The sequence below is a fragment of the Microbispora sp. CSR-4 genome, from assembly GCF_008033685.1.
In the GTDB taxonomy this organism is placed as follows: domain Bacteria; phylum Actinomycetota; class Actinomycetes; order Streptosporangiales; family Streptosporangiaceae; genus Microbispora.
The window spans coordinates 50,474-72,410 of the sequence record NZ_VJVX01000045.1; the positions used below are offsets into that span (position 1 = coordinate 50,474).

The following is a 21,937-nucleotide window of genomic DNA, read 5'->3' on the forward strand; positions in this document are numbered from 1 at the left end:
ATCATGAGGAGGGCCTGTGGGCTGGTTCTCGAAACTCCTGCTGCCCGGTCGGCTGCGCACGGGGCCCACGGCGCTGCTGCCTGCCCGGCCGGATCCGAAGACACTGCTGGCGGTCGCGCAACTCGCCGATCCCGAGGCGAGAACCGACGGCGACGACATCCTCGCGGGCGGGTCGCGCATCGAGGCGCCCGTCGAGCTGACCGGTGACGTCCTCGCCAAACTCGGCGTGCCCGACTCGGACACGCTCTGGGCGTGCCGGATCGCGGCCGAGGGCCCGCTGCCGGTGGACTTCTTCGACAAGAGTCTCGCCGAGGGCATCGCCTACCGCCTGGGCGGCTGGTCGCTCTGCCAGGGCGAGCCGCTCGATCCCGCGGAGGAGACCGTAGATCCGCTGGTCTACCTGCCGGCCGTGCCCGAGCCCGAGGAGATCCTGCCGGTCCTGACCGAGGCGCTGCGGCACGCCGATGCGGTGGACGCCGAAAGGTGGCCGGACGGCGAGCTGATCGAGGGCGTCGTCCACGTCTCCGTACGCCGAGGCAGGGTGGCCGACGTCTACGCCGGAGCCGACGTGCAGGTCACGATCGAGGAGGGGCACCGCCTGCCGCCCGCCGCCCAGACCCGCTGGCCGTACCTCACGGAGATCGCCATCGCCAGGGTCTCCCCGGTCGTACGCACGGAGGAGACGGGAGCCGACGACGCGGCCGGCGCGGCCTCCGGAGAAGCGGCCGACGGCACGACGGAAGACGTGGCGGGCGCGGACGCGGCCCCGCTGGACGGCCACGCCGACACAACCTCGGACGCGGACGCCGGCTCGGGCACGGACGCCACTGCCGACACGGGCTCTGCCGCCGACGCGGACTCCGGCTCCGACGCAGACGCCACCTCGGACACGGGCTCCGCCGCCGATGCGGGCGCCAATTCAGATACGGACGCAGACCCAGACGTGGAGGACACGGCCAGCGAGACCGACGCGGAGGACGCCGACGAGGCGCGGGCGGCGCTGCTGGTCCGGGCGGACGTCGCGGTGACGCTCGCCAACGCGCTCCGGGGGATCGCGGCCGACAGCCGGGGCTTCCAGCTTGCCGAGCCTGCCGACGCGCTTCCGGGAGGTTATGCCTGAATATGTCCGTTTCCCCGCCTCCCCCGACGAAAGTTCTGATGTAACCTCTCACTAACCGAACATTGCTCGGTTTCTTATGGAGGCACTGTGGCAGAGGCGTACATCGTCGGGGCGGTTCGCACGCCGGTCGGCAAGAAGAAGGGCGGGCTCTCCACGGTCCACCCGGTCGACCTGGCCGCCCACACTCTCTCCGCGCTCGTCGAGCGCACCGGCGTCGACCCCGCCGCCGTAGATGACGTGATCATGGGCTGCGTCATGCAGTTCGGCCCGCAGTCCATGGACATCGCGCGCAACGCGTGGCTGAGCGCGGGCCTCCCGGAGACCGTGGCCGGGGTCACGATCGACCGGCAGTGCGGCTCGTCGCAGCAGGCCATCCACTTCGCAGCGCAGGGGGTGCTGTCGGGCACGCAGGACCTGGTCGTCGCGGCCGGCGTCGAGTCGATGTCCATCGTGCCGATGGGATCGAGCATCTCGGCGGCCCTGGAGAAGGGCATGCCGTTCCCGTTCGGCGACAAGTGGGTCGAGCGGTACGGCAAGCAGGAGATCTCCCAGTTCCGCGGCGCGGAGCTGATGTGCGAGAAGTGGGGCTTCGAGCGCGACGAGCTGGAGCGCTACGCCTACGAGAGCCACCAGCGGGCCGCGAAGGCGATCGCCAACGGACACTTCAAGGACCAGATCGCGCCGATCAACGGCGTCGAGGACGACGAGGGCCCGCGACCCGACACCACGCTGGAGAAGATGGCCGGGCTGAAGACCCTTCGTGAGGGCGGCCGGATCACCGCGGCCACCTCCTCGCAGATCTCCGACGGCTCGGGGGCGCTGCTCATCGCCTCGGAGCAGGCGGTGCGCGAGCACGGCCTGGTCCCGCGCGCCCGGATCGTCACGCTCGCGCTGACCGGCGACGACCCGATCTACATGCTGACGGCGCCGATCCCGGCCACCCGCAAGGCGCTGGCCAAGGCGGGCCTGTCGATCGAGGACATCGACGTCATCGAGATCAACGAGGCGTTCGCACCCGTGCCGCTGGCCTGGCTCAAGGAGATCGGGGCCGACCCGGCGCGCACCAACCCCAACGGCGGCGCCATCGCGCTGGGGCACCCGCTGGGCGGCACCGGCGCGATCCTCATGACCAAGCTCCTGCACGAGCTGGAGCGCACCGGCGGGCGCTATGGCCTGCAGACGATGTGCGAGGGCGGCGGCCAGGCCAACGTCACGATCATCGAGCGTCTCTGACCGTTCGCGCGAAAAGGGCACCCCGGGTCGATTCCGAGGTGCCCTTTCCTCTGCCGGGCCGGCGACGTGCGGTGCACGAGCCCCGGCCCTCGTGGGCCCGCTGGGTTACGCTGAGTCGTGGCTCGTGGCATTCGGGGCGAAGGAGGCGGGATGAGCGTCGCTTACGATGACAGAGAGCACTCCTACCACCACGGTCCGTACACGATCGCCGACCTGGATCGCATGCCCAGGGACGCGCGGTACGAGCTCGTCGACGGATGGATCGTCATGTCCCCCTGGCCCAGCATTCGTCATGACCACGCGGTCCGGAACCTGCGCACGCGGCTGGATGCGGCGGTCGCGCGCGCCGGTGCCGATCTCTACGTGAACGGCCCGGTCGACGTGTTCACGTCGACCGGGATACGTGTGCCCGACGTCGCGGTCGTCGACGGCAGGGCCGCCCGGCGCGCGGTCGAGCGAGACGAACGGGCATATCAGGGAGTGGACCTGCTTCTCGTGGTCGAGGTCGTCTCCCGGGAGAGCGCCAGCGAGCGCACCGACAGGTACGAGAAGCCCAGCGAGTACGCCAAGGCGGGGATCGCCCAATATTGGGTGGTGGACCTGGAGCCCAAGCCGAACATCACGGTCTGGACGCTGGTGCCGGGTCATGACGTCTACCGGCGGGTCGATCGTGTCTTCGCCGGGGACCTGCTGGAGACGGATGTCCCAGTCGAGCTCTCCATCGATCCTGCTGTGCTTCTCTCGGTCTGAGCTCAGGCCCCGTCACCCCTGCAGAGGACGGGACGGCAGGGCACGGACACCGAAAGGGCACCCCGGATCGATTCCGAGGTGCCCTTTCCTCTGCCGGGCCGGCTTATTCAGCGGCCTTTCGGCAGGCGCCGCGGCTGGCGCACCGGTCGCATGGGCGGTGCCGGGATCTGCCGCGGCGGTGGGAAGGAACGCTGGGGCTGCGGCGTGCGGGGGTTCTGCCGCTTGCCGCCTTTGCTGGACGCGCGAGTACGCATACGGGATCTCCTTGTACGTCGGGAACGCGGCACCGAGGTGCCGTCACTCAGCTGCCGCGTCGGATGGACAGGGCCGGAAAGCTGAGCGGATCAGCTGGGCTGATCAGCGGTCGCCGTACAGAATCCACATGCGGACGACGGTAACAAGCCGCTGTATCGCCGGACAAAGGGTTTTCGCCGTCCGAGACGGCCAAACCGTCTCCAAGTGGCCCACCAGACCGCGACAAGTGGGGTCCTGTGTACTCAGACGCGTCAGAGAGACATCCCTTGCACAGGAGTCAGGAGATACCCATGAAGTCGTTCAAGCGCGTCGCCGCCGTGCTCGCCACCACCGCCGTCGCGGTCACCACGTTCGGCGTCCTGTCCGCCCCGGCGCACGCCCAGAGGGCCGACGGCTGGTACCGCTGCTACGTCTCGGACCACGGCTGGATGTGGTGCCTCGACGTGTGAGCCTGACCGGCTCGCCGCACGGCCCCGCCCGCGCACAAAGCACGGCCCCGCCCGCGCATAGAGCACGGCCCCGCACAAAACACGGCTCCACCGCATGAAACGGCCCCGCCCCCCGCGCAGAAGGGGGCGGGGCCGTTCCCGTTCAGCCGATGTGCCGGTGGACGTCGTCGAACATGGACGGCCCCGTGCGCTGGGGCGCGATCCACGGCCCCTCCAGCGACGGGTCGATGATGCCCTCCTCCAGGAACGTGTAGCGCCCGTCGAGCACCCGCCGGGCCAGCCGCACGTCCATGGCGTCGGTGTTGTCCCAGAGCCGGTCGAACAACGCCTCGGCCCGCTGCCGGGCCTGGTGGCAGAAGGTGTCGGCCAGCTCGTACGGCTTGCGCCCGAACTCGGCCCCGTCCTCCTGGGCGCGTACGCAGACCGCGGTGATGGCGAACAACTCGGCGCCGATGTCCACGATCCGCGACAGGAACCCCTGCTTGTGCTCCAGCCGTGCCTGCCAGCGCGACATGCCGTAGAACGTCGACCTGGCGAGCTTGCGGCAGGTCCGTTCGACGTAGCGCAGGTGCTGGGCCAGCGGGCCGAACTCTGCGTACGACGTGGGCACCTGGCCGGGCCCGGCCATCAGGCTCGGCAGCCACTTGGCGTAGAAGGCGCCGGCCCGGGTGGCCGCCCGCCCCTTGGCCCGCAGGTCGGCCTTCGGATCGATGAGCTCGCCCGCGACCGACAGGTGGGCGTCGACCGCCTCACGGGCGATGAGCAGGTGCATGATCTCGGTCGAGCCCTCGAAGATGCGGTTGATCCGCAGGTCGCGCAGCATCTGCTCGGCGGGCACGCCGCGCTCCCCGCGGGCGTGCAGCGATTCGGCGGTCTCGTAACCGCGGCCGCCTCTCATCTGCACCAGCTCGTCCATCAGCCGCCAGGCCATCTCGGTGCTGTACAGCTTGGCGAGCGCGGCCTCGATGCGGATGTCGTTGCGCTCGTCGTCGGCCATTCGGCCGGCCAGGTCCACCACCGATTCGAGCGCGTACGTGGTGGCGGCGATGAAGGCGATCTTGCGGGCGATGGCCTCGTGGTGCCCGACCGGCCGGCCCCACTGGACCCGTTCGCGCCCCCACTCGCGGGCGATCTTCGTCGCCCACTTCGCCGCGCCGACGCAGGTGGCAGGAAGGGAGAGCCGGCCGGTGTTGAGCGTGGTCAGGGCGATCTTCAGGCCCTGGCCCTCGCGGCCGATCAGGTTTTCCACCGGCACCCGCACCTGGTGGAAGCGGGTGACTCCGTTCTCGATGCCGCGCAGGCCCATGAACTGGTTGCGGTGCTCGACGGTGATGCCGGGCGCGTCGGCCTCGACCACGAAGGCCGAGATCTTGGAGCCGGTCCGGGCCATCACCACCAGCAGGTCGGCGACCACGCCGTTGGTCGTCCACAGCTTGACGCCGTTGATCACGTAAGCGTCGCCGTCGCGTACGGCGGTGGTCGAGAGCCGGGCGGGGTCGGAGCCGACGTCCGGCTCGGTGAGCAGGAAGGCGGAGATCTCGCCCCGGGCGCAGCGGGGCAGGAAGCGGCGCTTCTGCTCGGGGGTGCCGAACAGCCGCAGCGGCTGCGGAACCCCGATGGACTGGTGGGCCGACAGCAGCGCGGTGAGCGCGGGGGAGCACGAGGTCACGAGTTCCAGCGCGCGGCAGTAGTACAGGTGGCTCAGGCCCAGCCCGCCGTACTCCTCCTCGATGGTCATGCCGAACGCGCCGATCGCGGCCAGGCCTTTGATCACCTCGTCCGGAATCACGGCGGTGCGCTCGATGAGCGCGGGATCGACCTTCTCCTGCAGGAACGCCCGCAGGGCGCGCAGGAAGTCGTCTCCCTTCTTGATCTCCTCCTCGGTGAGGCGGGGGGCGGGGTGCACGAGGTCGAGCCGGAAGTCCCCGAGGAAGAGCTGCTTGCCGAAGCTCGGGCGGGTCCACTCCGTCTCGCGCGCCTGCTCGGCCACCTCCCTGGCCTTGGCATAATCGGTCGTCATCGTCGACCTCCTCGGCGGTGAAGCGAGCTGTGCTCGTTAACTACCCGCCAGTAGCCTTTTGCATCGCGGGCAGCGCGATGTGTACGGCCGTCCCTTCGCCGGGGGAGGAGACGATCCGGCACCGGCCGCCGTGCGCCTCCACGATGGCCTTCACGATCGACAGGCCGAGCCCCGCCCCGCCGGACAGGTGGTCCTCTCCGCGCTGGAAGCGGTCGAAGGCGCGTTCGGCCTGCTCCTGGCTCATCCCCGGCCCGGTGTCGCGCACCTCGATCGTCACCGAATCCGGGGCACGCAGCAGCCGTACGGTGGCCTTGGTGCCCTCGGGCGTGTGCGCCCGCACGTTGCCGAGAAGATTGACGAGCACCTGGCGCACCCGGGCCTCGTCCACGGTCGCGACCAGGGAGGGCGGGGCCTCCACCGTCACGGGATAGGCGGGATCGAGGGCGGCCGAGTCGGCGGCGACCTCGCGGGCCATCTCGGCCAGGTCGGTCTCGTCGAGCGAGAGCGCGGCGCCGCGGTCGAGCCGCGCGAGCTCCAGCATCTCGCCTACCAGGCGGCCCATGCGGTTGGCCTCGGCCTCGATCCGTCCCATGATCTTCGGCAGGTCCTCGGACGGGATCGCACCGGCCCGGTAGAGCTCCGCATAGCCGGAGATGGTCGACAGCGGGGTGCGCAGCTCGTGGGAGGCGTCGGCGGCGAAGCGGCGCACGCGGTCCTCCGACGCCTGGCGGTCGCGGAAGGCGTCGGCGATCCGGTCGAGCATGAGGTTGATCGCGGCGCCGAGCCTGCCGACCTCTGACGGCCCCTCGGGCATCCGGGCCGACAGGTCGACGCGCTCGGCCACCAGGTGGGCGGTGCCCGCCATCTTCCCGAGCGGCGCCAGACCACCGGCGATCAGCAGCCGGCCGCCCGCGGCCAGCAGCAGGATCAGCGCCCCGCCGGTCGCCAGCTCGCTGATCAGCAGGTGGCGCACCGGATCTTCGACCGCGTCCAGGGGCACCGCCACGACCACCAGCCGCAGGCCGCTCGGCGACATCGCCGCCGCCGCGATCATCTCGTGGTCATGGCTCGGGTCGAGGTCGAACGTGCGGCCCTGTGCCGCGTACGCCAGCAACCTGTCCCTGCCCATCGCCTCGGCCAGCGTGGGGACCGCCGCAGCGTCGGCGGCGTCGCCGCTGACCAGACGGGCGCGGTTCTCGCTGAGGTCGTAGGCGGCGAGGGCATAGGTGGAGCCGGTCAGCGCCTGTTCGAGCGGGTCGCCCACGACCACCCGGCGGGCCGCCGTGACGGTCGCCGCCACCACCTGCCCCTCCAGCCGCGTACGCAGGTGCCCGCGCAGCACGATGACGCTGACGAGGGAGAACACGACGAGCAGGACGGCGCTCACCCCGAGCAGCCCGGCGAGCAGGCGCGTCCTGAGCGACATCAGGAGTCCTGGGGAGGCCGCAGGGCGTATCCGATACCGCGCTGGGTGTGGATCAGCGGCGGCCCGAGCGGGTCGAGCTTGCGGCGCAGATAGGAGATGTACGTCTCCAGCACCTGCGAGCTTCCGCCGTAGCCCCAGACCTCTTCCAGCAGCCGCCGCTTGGTGAGGACGAGGCCGGCGTTGGCCATCAGGAAGGCGAGCAGGCGAAACTCGGTGGGCGACAGGTCAACCGTGACGCCGCCGCGCCGCACCTCCCAGCGCGCCTCGTCGAGCTCCAGGTCGGCCACCCGGAGGATCGGCCCGTGGGCGCGTTCGGCCGCCGCCGGCACCGTCGTACGGCGCAGCACGGCGCGGATGCGGGCGACCAAGGCCTCGACGGAGAAGGGCTTGGTGACGTAGTCGTCGCCGCCGAGGGTCAGCCCGCGCACGGTGTCGGCGACCGCGTCGCGGGCGGTGAGGAAGATCACGGGAGGGTGCACGCCGTCGGCCCGGATCCGGCGGCACACCTCGAATCCGTCGATGTCGGGCAGCATGACGTCGAGGACGACCAGGTCGGGCTGGTTTTTCAGCACCTCGCCGAGGGCCGCGGCCCCCGTGCCCACGGCCGTCACCCGGAAGCCGTGGAACCTGAGGGCGACTTCCACGATGTCCCGGATGTTTGGCTCGTCCTCGACGACGAGGATCCTGGTTTCACTCATGGGTGACCCATTGTGCAGGTAGAAAGCATTTGCCGCACAATTCGGGTTTACTTGGCCGCCCCGCGCGGCACCCGTCAGCGCGGAACGCGCGCCACGCAGAACACGGTCTGGCCGAACGGCGGGCGGATGAACCGCTCGATGAGCCGGGTCATCGGCACGACGGTGCGGTCGTAGATCTTCACGAGCCGGGGGTCGGGGTAGCCCACGCCGCCCCGCCGTACGGCCGCCCACCAGGCGATGCCGCCGAGGAAGTTGATCGGCTTGAGCACCTGGACGTCGAGCCCGGCGTCGGTCACGGTCTTGCGCAGGGTGGCGGGGGTGTAGCGGGTGACGTGACCCACCTTGCGGTCGAAGTCCCCGTAGAGCTGCATGTAGCCGGGCACCCAGATGACGATCCGGCCGCCGGGAGCGGTCACCTTGGCCAGCGACCGCAGCGCCTCGGCGTCCTCCTCGATGTGCTCGAGGACGTTCATCATCACGACGGTGTCGACCGGATCGGCGAGGGGGATGTCGGTCGGCAGGCCGAACTGGAGCACCGACACGTCGTCGCGGTCGGCGAACCTCTTGCGCAGCTGTTCCACGCAGTAGGGATCGAAGTCGCTCACCACGAGCCTGTCGAGGCGCGGCAGGAACTGCTCGGCGAAGTGCCCGAGACCCGAACCGATCTCCAGGAGCGACCGCCCGACGTGCGGGGCGACCATGTCGAACTCGTATTGCCGGTAGTTCTTGGCCTCGTCGCCGCCGAGGTGGTTCTCCAGAGCCTCGTCCCCGGCCGCCGGCTGGACTACTCGGTCATACCCAGACATAGGATCCTCGATCTGCACGCTGACGGTCGTGGAAAGTGTAGTGCCCGCCTCATCGGCGGACGCCCGCTTCGCCGGAGGGGCCGCCGATGACGGATTGCGCCCGCACTGTTCTTCCCGCGGCACGTTGTTTCAACGAGCGTTGGTTCGACGAGCGTTGGTTCGACGAGCGCTGTTTTGACGAGCGTTGTTTTGACGAGCGCTGTGGACGGGATGCCCGCATGATCGTAGGCTTCACCTCCATCCCACCCCCCGATTGCCCCCGATGGACGACGACGAAGCAGTGACCCGCGCCCTGGCCGGTGACCTTGACGCCTTCGAGGTGCTGGTCACCCGATACAGCGCGGTCGCCCACCGTACGGCGAGCCTGCTCGGGGCGGCCGACGAGGCGGAGGACGTCGTCCAGGAGGCGTTCGTCAAGGCGTTCCGCCACCTCAAGGGATTCCGCCGAGGCTCGTCCTTCCGCCCCTGGTTGCTGCGCATCGTGGCCAACGTGACCCATGACCTCACCCGGTCGCGTGGCCGCCGCTCCGACCTCGCCGTACGGCTGGGCCGCGAGCGGGAGCCGTACGGGCCGGGGGATCCCGAGGACCCGGAGGACGCGGCGGTGGACGCCGACGGCAGGAGCAGACTGCTGGAGGCCGTACGCGCGCTCCCCGAACGGGAACGCGAGGCCGTGGTCTGCCGGTATTTCCTGCAGTTGTCCGAAGCGGAGACGGCCGAGGTCCTCGGCGTGCGCCTCGGCACGGTGAAGTCGCGGACGTTCCGGGCACTGCGGCGCCTGCGGGAGGAGGTGGGCCGTGAACAACTCGGGTGACAGCGAACCGATCGCACCGGACGATCTCGAATCACGGCTCCGGGCCCTCGGCGAGGACCTGGCCGTGCCCCCCGCGCCGCCGCCCGCCGGCGTGGCGCGTGCCGTACGCGCCCGCATCGAGAGCGGCGAGCCAGCACCCCGGCGGGCCGTGTGGCGGCCGACGCCGCGCGTGGCGGCAGCGGCGGTGGCGGTGCTGATGGCCGTGCTGCTCGGGGTCACCCCGCAGGGCCGGGCCGCGGTGGTGTCGGTGCTGCGCTTCGCGGGCGTCGAGATCCACGTCGGCGGCGCGGGGCCGCTGCCCACGGGGGTGCCGAGCCCGTTGCCCGGCGAGCGCCGGGTGACGCTGGAGGAGGCGCGGCGGGCCGTCCGCTTCCCCGTCCTCGTGCCGTCCGCGCTCGGCGCGCCGGCCGACGTCCGCGTCGCCGACGGCGGCCGGGTGGTGACGCTGCTGTGGCCGGGCGTCCGGCTCGACGAGTACGACGGCACGCTGGGCGTCGTCTGGCGCAAGGAGCTCGGAGAACCGTGGCCCGATCAGGTGAGCGCGGTCGGCGGATGGTGGATCCGGCAGCCCCACGGGGTGTCGTACATGCCGTCGGGCGGGGGCACGCCGCGCCAGGAGCGGGTGGCCGGGCCGACGCTCATCTGGCAGCACAACCTGGTCGGGCTGCGGCTGGAGGGACCTGACCTGGAGGAGGCCGTACGGATCGCCCGCTCGGTGAAGTGAGGCGTGAAGTGAGGCGTGAAGTGACGCGTGAAGTGACCGGTGCGGTGACCGGTCAGGTGACCAGCGAGGTGACCGGCGAGATGTACGGCGGGCTCACTCGGGAGAGGCGAGCCAGGCGTCGATCTCGCCGGCCAACTCCTTCTTGACCGAGTCGGGCGCCGTCGACGACCGGATCGACTGCCGGGCCAGCTCGGCCAGCTCGGCGTCGGCGAAGCCGTACACGTCCCGTGCGAGCTCATACTGTGGCAGCAGCCGGGCGCCGAACAGCAGCGGGTCGTCGGCGCCGAGGGCGATCGGCACCCCGGCCTCGAACAGCCGCCGCAGCGGCACGTCCTCGGGCCGTTCCGCCACCCCGAGGCCCACGTTGGACAGCGGGCACACCTCGCAGGTGATCTGCCGGTCGGCCAGCCGTTCCATCAGGCGGGGCGATTCGGCCGCGCGCACCCCGTGACCGATCCGGTCGGCGCCCAGGTCGTCGAGGCACTCGGCGACGCTCGCCGCGCCCAGCAGCTCGCCGCCGTGCGGCACGGCGAGCAGCCCGGCCCGCCTGGCGATCCGGAAGGCGTGCTCGAAGTCCCTGGCCCGGCCGCGCCGTTCGTCGTTGGACAGGCCGAAGCCCACCACGCCCCTGCCCTCGTAGTGCGCCGCCAGGCGGGCCAGCGTCCTGGCGTCGAGCGTATGCCGGGTGCGGTTGGCCGCCACGATCACCGCCATGCCGATCCCGGCCTGCCTGGCCGCCTTGTCCGTCGCGTCGAGGACGAGTTCGAGCGTCTCGGTCAGCCCGCCGAACCGCTGGGCGTAGCCGGACGGGTCCACCTGGATCTCCAGCCAGCGCGACCCCTCCCGGGCCTCGTCCTCGGCGGCCTCCCGCAGCAGCCGGTAGACGTCCTCGCGCCGGCGCAGCACCGACCGCGCGATGTCGTACAACCGCTGGAACCGGAACCAGCCGCGCTCGTCGGTCGCCCGCAGCTTCGGCGGCCAGTCCTCAACCAGGGCGTCGGGAAGATGGACGCCCTGCTCCCGGGCGAGCTCGATCAGCGTCGAATGCCGCATCGAGCCGGTGAAGTGCAGGTGCAGATGTGCCTTGGGGAGCGTGTTTAGTGGACGTGCCATCTCCATATGTTGCCGCATGTCGCTCTCAACCCGTGGCGGGGTTGGCGCGTTGGGGAGGGGCGAAAGGGGAGCTCATGACCGAAGAAGACGAGGCGGCTTTCGACGAGTTCCTGGCCGCGCGCAGCACCGCTCTCCTGCGCACCGCGATCCTGGTCTGCGGCGCCTCGGAGTCCGACGCCGAGGACATGGTCCAGAACGCGCTGGAGAAGGTCTACCGGCACTGGCCGCGCATCCGCCACGACAACCCCGAGGCGTACGCGCGCCGGGTCGTGGTGAACGGCGCGATCAGCAAGGCCAGGCGGCGCAAGGTGCTCCAGGAGATCACTTTCGCCCAGCCGCCGGACACGCCGGTGGAGTCGCCGGACCTCGGCCTGCGCGACGTGCTCGTCGCCGAGCTCAGGAAACTGCCGGCCCGGATGCGGGCCGTACTGGTCCTGCGCTACTGGGAGGACCTGTCGGAGGCCGAGACCGCCGCGCTGCTCGGCTGCTCGGTCGGCACCGTCAAGAGCCAGGCCGCCCGCGGGCTGGCACGCGTGCGCGCACGCATGGAGAACTTGCAGGGAGTGTCCGCATGAACGTCGAAGAGGCGCTGAAAGACGCCATGGCCGCTCAGGTCGCCGGCGTGCACGCGTCGCCGTCGCTGGGCCAGGCCGTACGGCGGGGCAACCGCCGCCACGTCGTCAGGTTTCGCGTGGCGGGGGCGGCCGTGCTCACGGCGGCGGTCGCCGTGGGCGTGCCCGTGGCGCTGACCGCCCGGCCCGACACCGTCCCGGCCGGCGGCAGCCTCGTGGGGGCCGGCGCCACCGGTCAGGAGGCCCCGGCCGCGTCGACGGCCGCCTCCGGTGACGCGGTCGCCACGCCGGAAGGGGTCGTGCCCGACCTGACCGGCAAGAGCGCCAAGGAGGTCGGCGCCATCCTCAAGGAGGCCGGCTACACGATGCGATTCACGAAGATCGTCACCGACACCGCCCCGGCGGGGACGGTCTTCGGTCAGATGCCGCAGCCGGGGACGGCCGCTCCCCCCGGGGCGGCGGTCACGGTCATGATCGCCGGGACCGCCGGCCCGACCCCCGCCCCCTCGGAGGGCACCCCGTCGGAAGACACCTCGTCGGAGGGCGCCGAAAACCCGGGGATGCCCCAGGACCTCGGCGATCTCGGGGACGGCCGGACGCTCGGCGGAGTGCACGTCGGCTATCTGCCCGAAGGGCTCGAATGGGGCAAGTGGTCCGGCAAGGACGGCTTCGGCAAGCGGAGCTACACCACGAGCTGGGTGGAGCCCGGCCTGGAGCCCGGCATGTACAGCGTCCAGATGATCGTCTATCGGAAGGGCGCCGTGAGCCGGTTGAGCAAGCGCATGCAGAGCTACGCCGCGCAGGGCGTCAAGCCGATCGAGGTCGGCGGCAGGAAGGCCTACCTGGTCAGCGTGTCGGAGGGCGGCGACCGGGTCATGGACGGCGGCACCCGCACGATCGTGTGGACCCTCGCTCCCGGCGTCGGCGCCGAGGTCATGATCAGCCCTGACTACGCGGCCAAGATCGGTGCGGACGCGGCCGACAGCGAGCTCAAGAAGATCGCCGGGGGAACCACCCTCGCCAAGTGACCCCGCTTCGATCCCGCGCCTCCGTGGTCCCCACGGGCCCGGAGGCGCGTGGGTCGTGCGCCGGCATGACGAAGGCCCGGTCCCGCTCCTCGGGGACCGGGCCTTCGCTGAAATTTGCAGAGTCCGGATGACCTCTTTCAGCGGGCCTCGGCTTCTCAGTGGGCCTCGGCCAGGAGCTTGCCCACCCGGCTGACGCCCTCGACCAGGTCGTCGTCGCCCAGCGCGTACGACAGGCGGAAGTAGCCCGGGGTGCCGAACGCCTCGCCGGGCACCAGCGCGACCTCGGCCTCCTCCAGGATGAGCTCGGCCAGCTCGGCCGAGGTCTGCGGGCGCTTGCCGCGGATCTCCTTGCCCAGCAGCGCCTTGACCGACGGGTACGCGTAGAACGCGCCGAACGGCTCGGGGCAGACCACGCCGGGGATCTCGTTGAGCATCCGGACCATGGTCTGGCGACGCCGGTCGAACGCCGCGCGCATCTGCGCGACGGCCGACAGGTCGCCGGAGACGGCCGCGAGCGCGGCGGCCTGGGCGACGTTGGAGACGTTCGAGGTGGCGTGGGACTGCAGGTTCGTCGCCGCCTTGACCACGTCGGACGGGCCGATCAGCCAGCCCACCCGCCAGCCGGTCATCGCGTACGTCTTGGCCACGCCGTTCAGCACGACGACCCGGTCGCGCAGCTCGGGCACGGCGGTGGCGATGCTGGAGAACTTCGTGTCCCCGTAGACCAGGTGCTCGTAGATCTCGTCGGTCACGACCCACAGGCCCTTGTCGAGCGCCCAGCGGCCGATCTCCTCGACCTGGGCGGGGGAGTAGACGGCCCCCGTCGGGTTGGACGGCGAGACGAACAGCAGCACCTTGGTGCGGTCGGTCAGCTTCTCCTCCAGCTGCTCGACCGAGGCCAGGTAGCCGGTGGTCTCGTCGGTGACCACGTCGACCTGGACGCCGCCCGCGAGCTTGATCGCCTCCGGGTACGTCGTCCAGTAGGGCGCCACGACCAGGACCTCGTCACCCGGGTCGAGCAGCGTGGCGAACGCCTCGTAGACCGCCTGCTTTCCACCGTTCGTCACCAGGACCTGGGCGGCCTCGACCTGGAACCCGCTGTCGCGCAGCGTCTTGTCGGCGATCGCCTGCTTGAGCTCCGGCAGGCCCCCGGCCGGCGTGTACTTGTGGAACCTGGGGTTCCGGCACGCCTCGACGGCCGCCTCGACGATGTAGTCGGGCGTCGGGAAGTCGGGCTCGCCGGCGCCGAAGCCGATGACCGGGCGACCGGCCGCCTTCATGGCCTTGGCCTTGGCGTCCACGGCCAGAGTCGCGGACTCGGAGATCGCGGAAATACGCGCGGAGATGCGAGGTCGGGTCATGCCTCCATCGTTCCAGACGCGCCACGCGGTTTCGTATCCATATCCAGGATCCGGACGGGTCCGCACGGTAGCTTTAGATCGCACAGAAACGGCACTCGGGCCGCCTTCGGGCGGTGCGGCGGTCATGTGGTTCGACGGAGTGGTGATTCCCGCGTACACTTCACCGACTAGTGGGCCACGTGAACGACGCGACGGACGCTTCGGCGCGTTTCTCGGGTATCGTGGTGCACGGCTTAGGGCACTAGCGCAATTGGTAGCGCACCGGTCTCCAAAACCGGCGGTTGGGGGTTCGAGTCCCTCGTGCCCTGCGGAGTGCGGTCCGCGCAACAATGGCGTGAAAGCGCGCCGCAACTGCGACGGACACGACGGATCAGGTGAGGACTGTGGCGATCGACACCCGCGGTGAAACCGCTGGCAAGCCAGGCAAGCCGACCAGTGAGAAGAAGGCAAAGCGCACCTCGCCCGCTCTGTTCTACCGGCAGGTCGTCGCCGAGCTGCGCAAGGTCATCTGGCCCAGGCGCAATGACCTGATCTCGTACACCGTAGTTGTCCTGGTCTTCGTTGTGATCATGGTTGGGCTCGTGTTCGGGATCGATACGCTGCTGGGTAAGGCAGTGCTCTGGCTCTTCGGCGGATCCTGATCCCGCCCGAGACGTCGTAGCACGTCAAGACACCAAGCGAAGAAGGAAGAGTCCCGTGTCCGAGTCCCCGATGCCGGCCGACCGCTCCCATGACGAGCATGACGAGTGGGGCACCGAGCAGGACGAGGCCGTAGCAGAGGTCGAGGAGACCACGGCCGCCGACTCTGACGGCGGTGACGGCGGCGAAGACTCGGCCGAGGTCGCCGCGCAGGTCGACGAGGACGGTGACGTCCTTCCGGATGTCGACCCGGTCGAGGAGTTCAAGCGTCAGCTTCGCGGTCAGTTCGGCGAGTGGTATGTCATCCACTCGTACGCCGGTTACGAGAACCGCGTGAAGCAGAACATCGAGAGCCGGATCGGGTCCCTCAACATGGAGGACTTCATCTTCCAGGTCGAGGTGCCGACCCACACGATCACGGAGTTCAAGGGCGGCAAGAAGACTCCGATCAAGGAGCGTGTGCTTCCCGGCTACGTTCTGGTCCGGATGGACCTGACCGACGAGTCCTGGGCCGCGGTGCGCAACACGCCCGGCGTGACCGGCTTCGTCGGCCTGTCCAACAAGCCGAGCCCGCTGAACCTCGACGAGGTCGCCAAGCTGCTCGCGCCGGAGCCTTCCGAGGAAGTCAAGAAGGCCACGACCAAGACCACCACCGCGACCGTCGACTTCGAGATCGGCGAGTCCGTCACGGTCATGGACGGGCCGTTCGCCACGCTGCCGGCCACGGTCAGCGAGATCAGCGCCGAGTCGCAGAAGCTCAAGGTCCTCGTCTCGATCTTCGGCCGAGAGACCCCGGTCGAGCTGTCGTTCAACCAGGTCTCGAAGATCTGACCGCCTCGCGTAGACTCGATAGCCGTCCTCACGGCACGCCCTGCTTCGGCGTGCCTGTGAGGCTTTTGTAGGACAAAGGACCCGGAGAAGGACAAATGCCTCCAAAGAAGAAAGTCGCGGCCCTGGTGAAGGTCCAGCTTCCCGCTGGGCAGGCCACCCCCGCGCCGCCGGTCGGTACCGCGCTCGGTCCGCACGGCGTCAACATCATGGACTTCGTCAAGCAGTACAACGCCGCGACGGAGGCCCAGCGGGGCAACATCATCCCCGTCGAGATCACCATCTTCGAAGACCGCACCTTCACCTTCATCACGAAGACGCCGCCGGCGCCTGAGCTGATCAAGAAGGCCGCCGGTCTGCAGAAGGGCAGCGCGAACCCGCACAAGGACAAGGTGGGCAAGCTGACCCGCGAGCAGCTTCGCCAGATCGCCGAGACCAAGATGCAGGACCTCAACGCCAACGACGTCGAGGCCGCCGAGAAGATCATCGCCGGCACCGCCCGTTCCATGGGCATCACCATCGCCGACTGACTCTCAGCGGTGACCAACGCAGTGGGAGGGCCCGCGCAGGCCCGGACCACGATCTCCACGAGGAGCACGAAGTGAAGCGCAGCAAGAACTGGAAGAACGCGGCGGCCGAGATCGACCGCACGGCCCTGTACGCCCCGCTCGAGGGTGTGCGGCTGGCCAAGAAGACCGCGACCACGAAGTTCGACGCGACCGTCGAGGTCGCCCTGCGGCTGGGCGTCGACCCGCGCAAGGCCGACCAGATGGTCCGCGGCACCGTCAACCTCCCGCACGGCACCGGCAAGACCGCCCGGGTCCTGGTCTTCGCGACCGGTGACCGTGCCGAGGAGGCCCGCGCGGCGGGCGCCGACATCGTCGGCTCCGACGAGCTGATCGACGAGGTGTCCAAGGGCCGTCTCGACTTCGACGCGGTCGTCGCCACCCCGGACATGATGGGCAAGGTCGGTCGTCTGGGCCGCGTGCTCGGCCCCCGCGGCCTCATGCCGAACCCGAAGACCGGCACCGTCACGCCCGACGTGGCCAAGGCCGTCAGCGACATCAAGGGCGGAAAGATCGAGTTCCGGGTCGACCGGCACGCCAACCTGCACTTCATCATCGGCAAGGCGTCCTTCGACGACCGCCAGCTCGTGGAGAACTACGCCGCGGCGCTGGACGAGGTGCTGCGTCTCAAGCCGTCGGCGGCCAAGGGCCGTTACCTCAAGAAGGTCACCTTCACCACGTCCATGGGCCCGGGCATCCCGGTCGACCCGAACGTGACGCGGGCGATGACCGCCGAGATCGACGCCTGAGCCGTCTTCCCGGCCGACACGACGACGGAAGCCCCCGCCCTCTACGGGCGGGGGCTTCCGCGCGTCTGTGGCCGTGTAGGGCCCCACGACGCTCGATCGGCTGCTGCGTCGCCTCTCGGCCGTCCCTCGCTCAGCCCCTGCTCCAGGCCCCGTCTTGTGAAGGTTCTGTGCACGGCTCATGGGGGTTCGTCCGCCGGCCACGCGCGGACGGCGTTAGGCGCATAAGGTCAAGGGCAGGTAAAGGGGGACATCGAAGGGATGGACACAATGCGACGACTACTGGTGGCCGCGGGGGCGGTAGCCGCGATCACGGTCGCGGGATGCGGCACGACCGCGACTCCGTCTCTCCAGAACGCCAAGCTCTCGGCGGCCGAGGTCATCCAGCAGACCGCGCAGAAGGCCGACGACGTCGACACCTATGCCGCCGACCTCGTGCTGAACGTCACCGACGCCGACGGCGGTCAGGGAGGGGTCGTCCAGGGCACCATGCTCTACCAGAAGACCCCGCAGATCTCCTCCGACATCAACCTCGGCCAGGTGTCGTTCAACGGGCAGAACATGCCCGGCGGGGTGCGGGTGATCCTCCAGGGCGACGTGGCGTACGTGAAGCTCGACATGCTCAGGACCCTGGTGGGCGCCACCAAGCCGTGGATCAGGCTCGACCTGAAGCAGCTCGGCTCTCAGGCCGGCGTGGACATCGAGCAGTATCTCGCCCAGGCGCAGCAGTTCGACCTGAAGACGAGCGCCGCCATGCTCACGGCGTCGAAGGACGTCAAGCCGGTGGGCACCGAGCAGGTCGGCGGGGTGGACACGACCCACTATTCGGGCACGTTCCCCGTGGCCGAGGCGATCAAGCAGCTTCCGGAGGACCGGCGCGGCCACGTGCAGGACGAGCTGGCGAACGCCAAGGACGTCACGTTCGACGCCTGGATCGACGGCCAGGGCCTGCCGCGCAAGGTCGAGCTGAACGGCGGCAAGCCGGGCGCAGGCACGTTCAAGGCGACGGCGATGTTCAAGTCGTTCAACGAGCCGGTCTCGATCAAGGCGCCGGCCGCCGACCAGGTCGGCGAGCTGCCGCGGACGCTGACGCAGCAGCCGTCCGGCGCCACAGGCTGATTTGGCGTCTTGCCGGTTGACACCGTAGTCTGTCTCCTGCCGAAGACCGCCGGTCGTCACTGGGCCCACAACCCGGTGACCGAAGGATCCACGTGAGTGGACGGCCCGCGTAGGTGTGGAGAAGCTTGAGGACGTTCGACGTCTGTCCAAGCCCCGTGCGCCTGCGCCGGGGCTTGTCTGTTTTCTGAGGGCCTTCGCCGGCGGCACATCTGGAAGGAGGCCCATGGCGAAGGCGGAGAAGAGCGTCGCGATCGCCGAGCTCAAGAGTGAGTTCGAGGGATCCAGCGCCGCCGTTCTGACCGAATACCGCGGTCTCACCGTCGCTCAGCTCAAGCAGCTGCGCGTTTCTCTCGGTGGGAATGCGAAGTTCGCCGTGGCGAAGAACACGCTCACCAAGATCGCGGCCAACAGCGCCGGGATCACCTCCCTGGACGACCTGTTCCAGGGCCCGACCGCCATCGCGTTCGTCAAGGGCGACGTGGTGGAGGCGGCCAAGGGTCTGCGTGACTTCGCCAAGGCCAACCCCCTCCTGGTGATCAAGGGTGGTGTCGTCGACGGCAAGTCGATGACCCCCGACGAGATCACGAAGCTTGCCGACCTTGAGTCCCGCGAGGTGCTCCTCGCGAAGCTGGCCGGTGCGCTGAAGGCCAAGCAGTCCCAGGCTGCCGCCACCTTCGCCGCGCTGCCCACCACGATGGCTCGACTGGCCGAGGCTCTGCGCGCCAAGCGCGAAGAGGCCGGCGAGTAGGTCCGCGCAGCGGACGGGGGAAGCGCGCACCGCGGTCCCTTTACACGTTTTTTGCTAGATCCACTGGAGGAACACACCATGGCGAAGCTCAGCACCGACGAGCTGCTCGAGACCTTCAAGGAGATGACCCTCCTTGAGCTGTCCGAGTTCGTGAAGGTCTTCGAGGAGACCTTCGACGTGAAGGCCGCCGCTCCGGTCGCCGTCGCCGCCGCCCCGGCCGCCGGTGGCGCCGGTGGCGCCGCCGAGGAGGCCGAGGAGCAGGACGAGTTCGACGTCATCCTCGAGGCCGCCGGCGACAAGAAGATCCAGGTCATCAAGGAGATCCGCGCCCTGACGAGCCTGGGCCTCAAGGAGGCCAAGGACCTCGTGGACGGCGCTCCGAAGCCGGTCTTCGACGGCAAGGTCAACAAGGAGCAGGCCGAGAAGGCGAAGGCCGCCCTGGAGGGCGCCGGCGCCACGGTCACCGTCAAGTAAGACGGTCTTGTAACACGCTTCACCGAAGGGGCGGGTCCATCCAGGTGCCGGATGGGACCGCCCCTTTCGCGTGCCCGGACCCCGTGCGGAATCCGGAATCTATGGGCAGGGCGGGTCCGCTGATCTATCGTGCCGATTAGGGAGTGTCCGACGACGGCGCGCGCGGGTGGCACGCCGGCCTCGCCGGGCACGACCGTTGATCCGCGCGACGTGAACGGGCCGAGACGACGACCGGGTGCTCAGGAGGTGCGGGGATGCGGCGCGCGCTGACCGCCGGGCTCGTGCTCCTCGTGGTCGCGCTGGCCCTGACGGTCCGCCATCTCGCCCAGGCCCGTACGGAGGCCCTCGCGACGGCCGAGGACGGCGAGATGGCCGTGCGGGCCGCGGCGGCGCACGCGGTGAGCCTCATGTCGATCGACCACCGCCGCATCGACGACGACATCAAACGAGCGCTGGCGACCTCCACGGGCCCGGAGCGGGCGCAGTACGCCGCCGGGCAGGCGGCTCTGAAGGCCACCACGCTGAAGAACAAGGCCGTGCAGACGGGCGTCCTGCGGGCCTCCGCGCTCACCTCCCTCGCCGCCGACCGGCGCACGGCACGGGTGCTGATCGTCGGCGACGCCGTGATCCACTGGGAGGACGGCAGGAAGGCCCCTCCGGAGGAGCGCTTCTTCCGCTGGCGCATGGACGTCACGAAGGCCTCGGGCCTGTGGCTGGTCTCACGGGCGGAGCTGGTGCGGTGAGGCGCCTGCTGCGGGCGCTGACGGCCCTCGTGGCGGCCGGGCTGGCCGTCGCCGCCGTGTGGCTCCTGCTCGATCTGCGCCGCCTCCAGGCCACCGAGAGAGCCTCCAGGGAGGCACTGTCGGCCGCCCGGTCCTACGCGCCCGACATGTTGTCGTACGACTACCGTACGATCGATCAGGACATGCTGAGGGCGGGAGCGCACGCCACCGGGCAGCTGGCGGAGCACTACCGGACGCTCGTGGCGACGCTGGGACCGCAGGCGCGCGAGCGGCGGACGGTGCAGCACGCGGTCGTCGCCGCCGCAGGAGTGGAGTCGGCGACGCCGGAAGAGGTCCGGGTGCTGCTGTTCGTGAACATGGTCACGACGCGGTCGGGCCCGGGTCAGGAGGAGCAGAAGCAGCAGGTCAGCCAGGGGAGAGCGCGCCTGGTCATGGTGACGCAGGGCGACGGCTGGCGGGCCTCCCGGCTGTCCACGCTCCTGGGTGACACGCCCGTTCCCTGAGCCCGTGGCTAAATTGTTAGTAAAGAACACGTTTAAGCCGTGCCACCCGGTGGGTATCCAGGGCTCGGCGGCGTCGACCGACGGTCAGCGTTGGGTCGTTCGCGTGACTGAGCGTTACCCGTGTCCGGTCCCGGGTAGGGACTGGATCCCCGGAGCTCGCTCGGCCGCGAGGGCGGAAAAACCCTGCGAGACCCCTGCCGGTTAGGCGAAATGTCGGCTCTCGGGCTTGACGTTTCGGCGCTGACGGGTGATGCTGCCACCAACGTGGAGCGCAGAGCGATAGCGGAGTGGACAGGTGTATGCCGATCGGCTACACTGCCCCTTTGCGCTGCCCTTTGACGACCGTCTCTCTGAGTAACTCTTAGTCCTGGTCGTCTGGCGTGCGTGTAGTCAGTCCGCGAGCCCTCGGAAGGACATCTGTTGGCAGCCTCGCGCAACGCCTCCGCCGTACCCGCCGGTCCCCGAACCGTGTCGTTCGCACGAATCGAGGAGCCGCTCGAAGTACCCGACCTTCTCGCCCTGCAGACCGAGTCCTTCGACTGGCTGCTCGGAAACGAGAAATGGAAGGGCCGGGTCGAGGCGGCTCGCCAGGCCGGGCGCAAGGACATTCCGACCCAATCCGGTCTCGAAGAGATCTTCGAGGAGATCAGTCCCATCGAGGACTTCTCCGGAACCATGTCCCTGTCGTTCCGGGATCACAGGTTCGAGCCGCCCAAGTACTCAGTCGATGAGTGCAAAGACAAGGACATGACCTACTCCGCCCCGATGTTCGTCACGGCGGAGTTCATCAATAACACCACAGGTGAGATCAAGAGCCAGACGGTGTTCATGGGCGACTTCCCGCTCATGACGTCGAAGGGCACCTTCATCATCAACGGCACCGAGCGTGTCGTGGTGTCCCAGCTCGTCCGTTCGCCGGGTGTCTACTTCGACCGTTCGGTCGACAAGACCTCCGACAAGGACCTGTTCGGCTGCCGGGTGATCCCGTCGCGCGGCGCGTGGCTCGAATTCGAGATCGACAAGCGCGACAGCGTCGGCGTGCGCATCGACCGCAAGCGTAAGCAGCCGGTCACGGTGCTGCTGAAGGCGCTCGGCTGGACCAACGACCAGATTCTGGAGCGTTTCGGTCAGTACGAGTCGATGCGGGCGACCCTGGAGAAGGACCACACCTCCGGCCAGGACGACGCGCTGCTCGACATCTA

The 21,937-nt window shown here is 69.6% G+C and carries 23 protein-coding genes, 1 tRNA gene and 1 pseudogene; 19 read left to right on the forward strand and 6 right to left on the reverse strand.

Features of this window, described 5'->3' with window-relative positions; translation table 11 throughout:
- The first annotated feature begins 16 nt into the window (after positions 1-16).
- From FLV34_RS28050 to FLV34_RS40760, 4 genes are all read left to right on the forward strand, one after another.
- Positions 17-1,120 carry a hypothetical protein gene (locus FLV34_RS28050; RefSeq protein ID WP_147944504.1) on the forward strand — a complete coding sequence of 368 codons (1,104 nt, stop codon included), beginning with the start codon at positions 17-19 and terminating at the stop codon, positions 1,118-1,120.
- Between the two features lie 87 nt (positions 1,121-1,207).
- The gene (locus tag FLV34_RS28055; RefSeq protein WP_142651155.1) at positions 1,208-2,353 is read left to right on the forward strand and encodes an acetyl-CoA C-acetyltransferase; all 1,146 of its coding nucleotides are present in this window, start codon (positions 1,208-1,210) and stop codon (positions 2,351-2,353) included.
- Positions 2,354-2,503: 150 nt separating this feature from the next.
- Entirely contained in the window at positions 2,504-3,103 is a 600-nt protein-coding gene (locus FLV34_RS28060) for a Uma2 family endonuclease (protein WP_142651156.1), read from the forward strand.
- A gap of 545 nt (positions 3,104-3,648) precedes the next feature.
- Entirely contained in the window at positions 3,649-3,807 is a 159-nt protein-coding gene (locus FLV34_RS40760; protein ID WP_168066445.1) for a hypothetical protein, read from the forward strand.
- Positions 3,808-3,949: 142 nt separating this feature from the next.
- On the opposite strand, the gene FLV34_RS28065 is transcribed toward FLV34_RS40760, so the two are convergent.
- The 4 genes from FLV34_RS28065 to FLV34_RS28080 form a co-directional block, all read right to left on the reverse strand.
- On the reverse strand, positions 3,950-5,827 hold the full coding sequence (locus FLV34_RS28065) for an acyl-CoA dehydrogenase family protein (protein WP_147944505.1): 1,878 nt from the start codon (positions 5,825-5,827) through the stop codon (positions 3,950-3,952).
- Between the two features lie 40 nt (positions 5,828-5,867).
- A complete protein-coding gene (locus FLV34_RS28070; protein ID WP_142651158.1) occupies positions 5,868-7,253 on the reverse strand; it encodes a cell wall metabolism sensor histidine kinase WalK in 1,386 nt (461 codons plus the stop codon).
- A complete protein-coding gene (locus tag FLV34_RS28075; protein ID WP_142651159.1) occupies positions 7,253-7,951 on the reverse strand; it encodes a response regulator transcription factor in 699 nt (232 codons plus the stop codon). Before FLV34_RS28075 ends, FLV34_RS28070 begins: the two co-directional genes overlap by 1 nt.
- Positions 7,952-8,025: 74 nt before the next feature.
- Positions 8,026-8,757: a methyltransferase gene (locus FLV34_RS28080; protein ID WP_142651160.1), complete on the reverse strand. Its 732-nt coding sequence runs from the start codon at positions 8,755-8,757 to the stop codon at positions 8,026-8,028.
- 262 nt (positions 8,758-9,019) lie between these two features.
- Between FLV34_RS28080 and FLV34_RS28085 the strand changes: the two genes are divergently transcribed.
- Positions 9,020-9,571 (forward strand): RNA polymerase sigma factor, encoded by a 552-nt coding sequence (locus FLV34_RS28085; protein ID WP_142651161.1) that lies wholly within the window; start codon positions 9,020-9,022, stop codon positions 9,569-9,571.
- On the forward strand, positions 9,555-10,295 hold the full coding sequence (locus FLV34_RS28090) for a hypothetical protein (RefSeq protein ID WP_142651162.1): 741 nt from the start codon (positions 9,555-9,557) through the stop codon (positions 10,293-10,295). The genes FLV34_RS28085 and FLV34_RS28090 overlap by 17 nt, the downstream gene beginning before the upstream one ends.
- Before the next feature lie 93 nt (positions 10,296-10,388).
- Here FLV34_RS28090 and FLV34_RS28095 read toward each other — a convergent pair whose 3' ends face one another.
- Complete coding sequence (locus tag FLV34_RS28095) at positions 10,389-11,408, reverse strand: adenosine deaminase (RefSeq protein ID WP_142651163.1); 1,020 nt, start codon at positions 11,406-11,408, stop codon at positions 10,389-10,391.
- Positions 11,409-11,482: 74 nt separating this feature from the next.
- Between FLV34_RS28095 and FLV34_RS28100 the strand changes: the two genes are divergently transcribed.
- Complete coding sequence (locus FLV34_RS28100; RefSeq protein ID WP_142651164.1) at positions 11,483-11,983, forward strand: SigE family RNA polymerase sigma factor; 501 nt, start codon at positions 11,483-11,485, stop codon at positions 11,981-11,983.
- Positions 11,980-13,008: a PASTA domain-containing protein gene (locus FLV34_RS28105; RefSeq protein WP_147944506.1), complete on the forward strand. Its 1,029-nt coding sequence runs from the start codon at positions 11,980-11,982 to the stop codon at positions 13,006-13,008. Before FLV34_RS28100 ends, FLV34_RS28105 begins: the two co-directional genes overlap by 4 nt.
- A 155-nt stretch (positions 13,009-13,163) precedes the next feature.
- Here FLV34_RS28105 and FLV34_RS28110 read toward each other — a convergent pair whose 3' ends face one another.
- Complete coding sequence (locus tag FLV34_RS28110; protein ID WP_142651166.1) at positions 13,164-14,369, reverse strand: pyridoxal phosphate-dependent aminotransferase; 1,206 nt, start codon at positions 14,367-14,369, stop codon at positions 13,164-13,166.
- A 235-nt stretch (positions 14,370-14,604) separates the two neighbouring features.
- Here FLV34_RS28110 and FLV34_RS28115 point away from each other — a divergent pair.
- The 11 genes and pseudogenes from FLV34_RS28115 to FLV34_RS28165 all read left to right on the forward strand — a co-directional run.
- Positions 14,605-14,677: transfer RNA gene (locus tag FLV34_RS28115), tRNA-Trp, on the forward strand.
- 75 nt (positions 14,678-14,752) lie between these two features.
- Positions 14,753-15,010, forward strand: coding sequence for a preprotein translocase subunit SecE (gene secE, locus FLV34_RS28120; RefSeq protein ID WP_030510284.1), 258 nt, complete (start codon positions 14,753-14,755; stop codon positions 15,008-15,010).
- Between the two features lie 55 nt (positions 15,011-15,065).
- On the forward strand, positions 15,066-15,839 hold the full coding sequence (nusG, locus tag FLV34_RS28125; RefSeq protein ID WP_260617491.1) for a transcription termination/antitermination protein NusG: 774 nt from the start codon (positions 15,066-15,068) through the stop codon (positions 15,837-15,839).
- A gap of 95 nt (positions 15,840-15,934) precedes the next feature.
- A complete protein-coding gene (gene rplK / locus FLV34_RS28130) occupies positions 15,935-16,366 on the forward strand; it encodes a 50S ribosomal protein L11 (RefSeq protein WP_030510282.1) in 432 nt (143 codons plus the stop codon).
- A 71-nt stretch (positions 16,367-16,437) separates the two neighbouring features.
- Positions 16,438-17,151 (forward strand): 50S ribosomal protein L1, encoded by a 714-nt coding sequence (gene rplA, locus FLV34_RS28135; protein WP_142651167.1) that lies wholly within the window; start codon positions 16,438-16,440, stop codon positions 17,149-17,151.
- A 267-nt stretch (positions 17,152-17,418) separates the two neighbouring features.
- Positions 17,419-18,267 (forward strand): DUF1396 domain-containing protein, encoded by an 849-nt coding sequence (locus FLV34_RS28140; RefSeq protein WP_147944507.1) that lies wholly within the window; start codon positions 17,419-17,421, stop codon positions 18,265-18,267.
- Between the two features lie 223 nt (positions 18,268-18,490).
- Complete coding sequence (gene rplJ / locus FLV34_RS28145; protein ID WP_142651169.1) at positions 18,491-19,015, forward strand: 50S ribosomal protein L10; 525 nt, start codon at positions 18,491-18,493, stop codon at positions 19,013-19,015.
- Positions 19,016-19,093: 78 nt separating this feature from the next.
- Positions 19,094-19,489, forward strand: coding sequence for a 50S ribosomal protein L7/L12 (gene rplL / locus FLV34_RS28150; protein ID WP_076438522.1), 396 nt, complete (start codon positions 19,094-19,096; stop codon positions 19,487-19,489).
- 254 nt (positions 19,490-19,743) lie between these two features.
- The gene (locus tag FLV34_RS28155; RefSeq protein ID WP_147944508.1) at positions 19,744-20,232 is read left to right on the forward strand and encodes a hypothetical protein; all 489 of its coding nucleotides are present in this window, start codon (positions 19,744-19,746) and stop codon (positions 20,230-20,232) included.
- A complete protein-coding gene (locus FLV34_RS28160) occupies positions 20,229-20,735 on the forward strand; it encodes a hypothetical protein (protein WP_147944509.1) in 507 nt (168 codons plus the stop codon). Before FLV34_RS28155 ends, FLV34_RS28160 begins: the two co-directional genes overlap by 4 nt.
- Positions 20,736-21,155: 420 nt before the next feature.
- Positions 21,156-21,937: pseudogene (locus tag FLV34_RS28165) on the forward strand (DNA-directed RNA polymerase subunit beta); the annotation flags it as partial.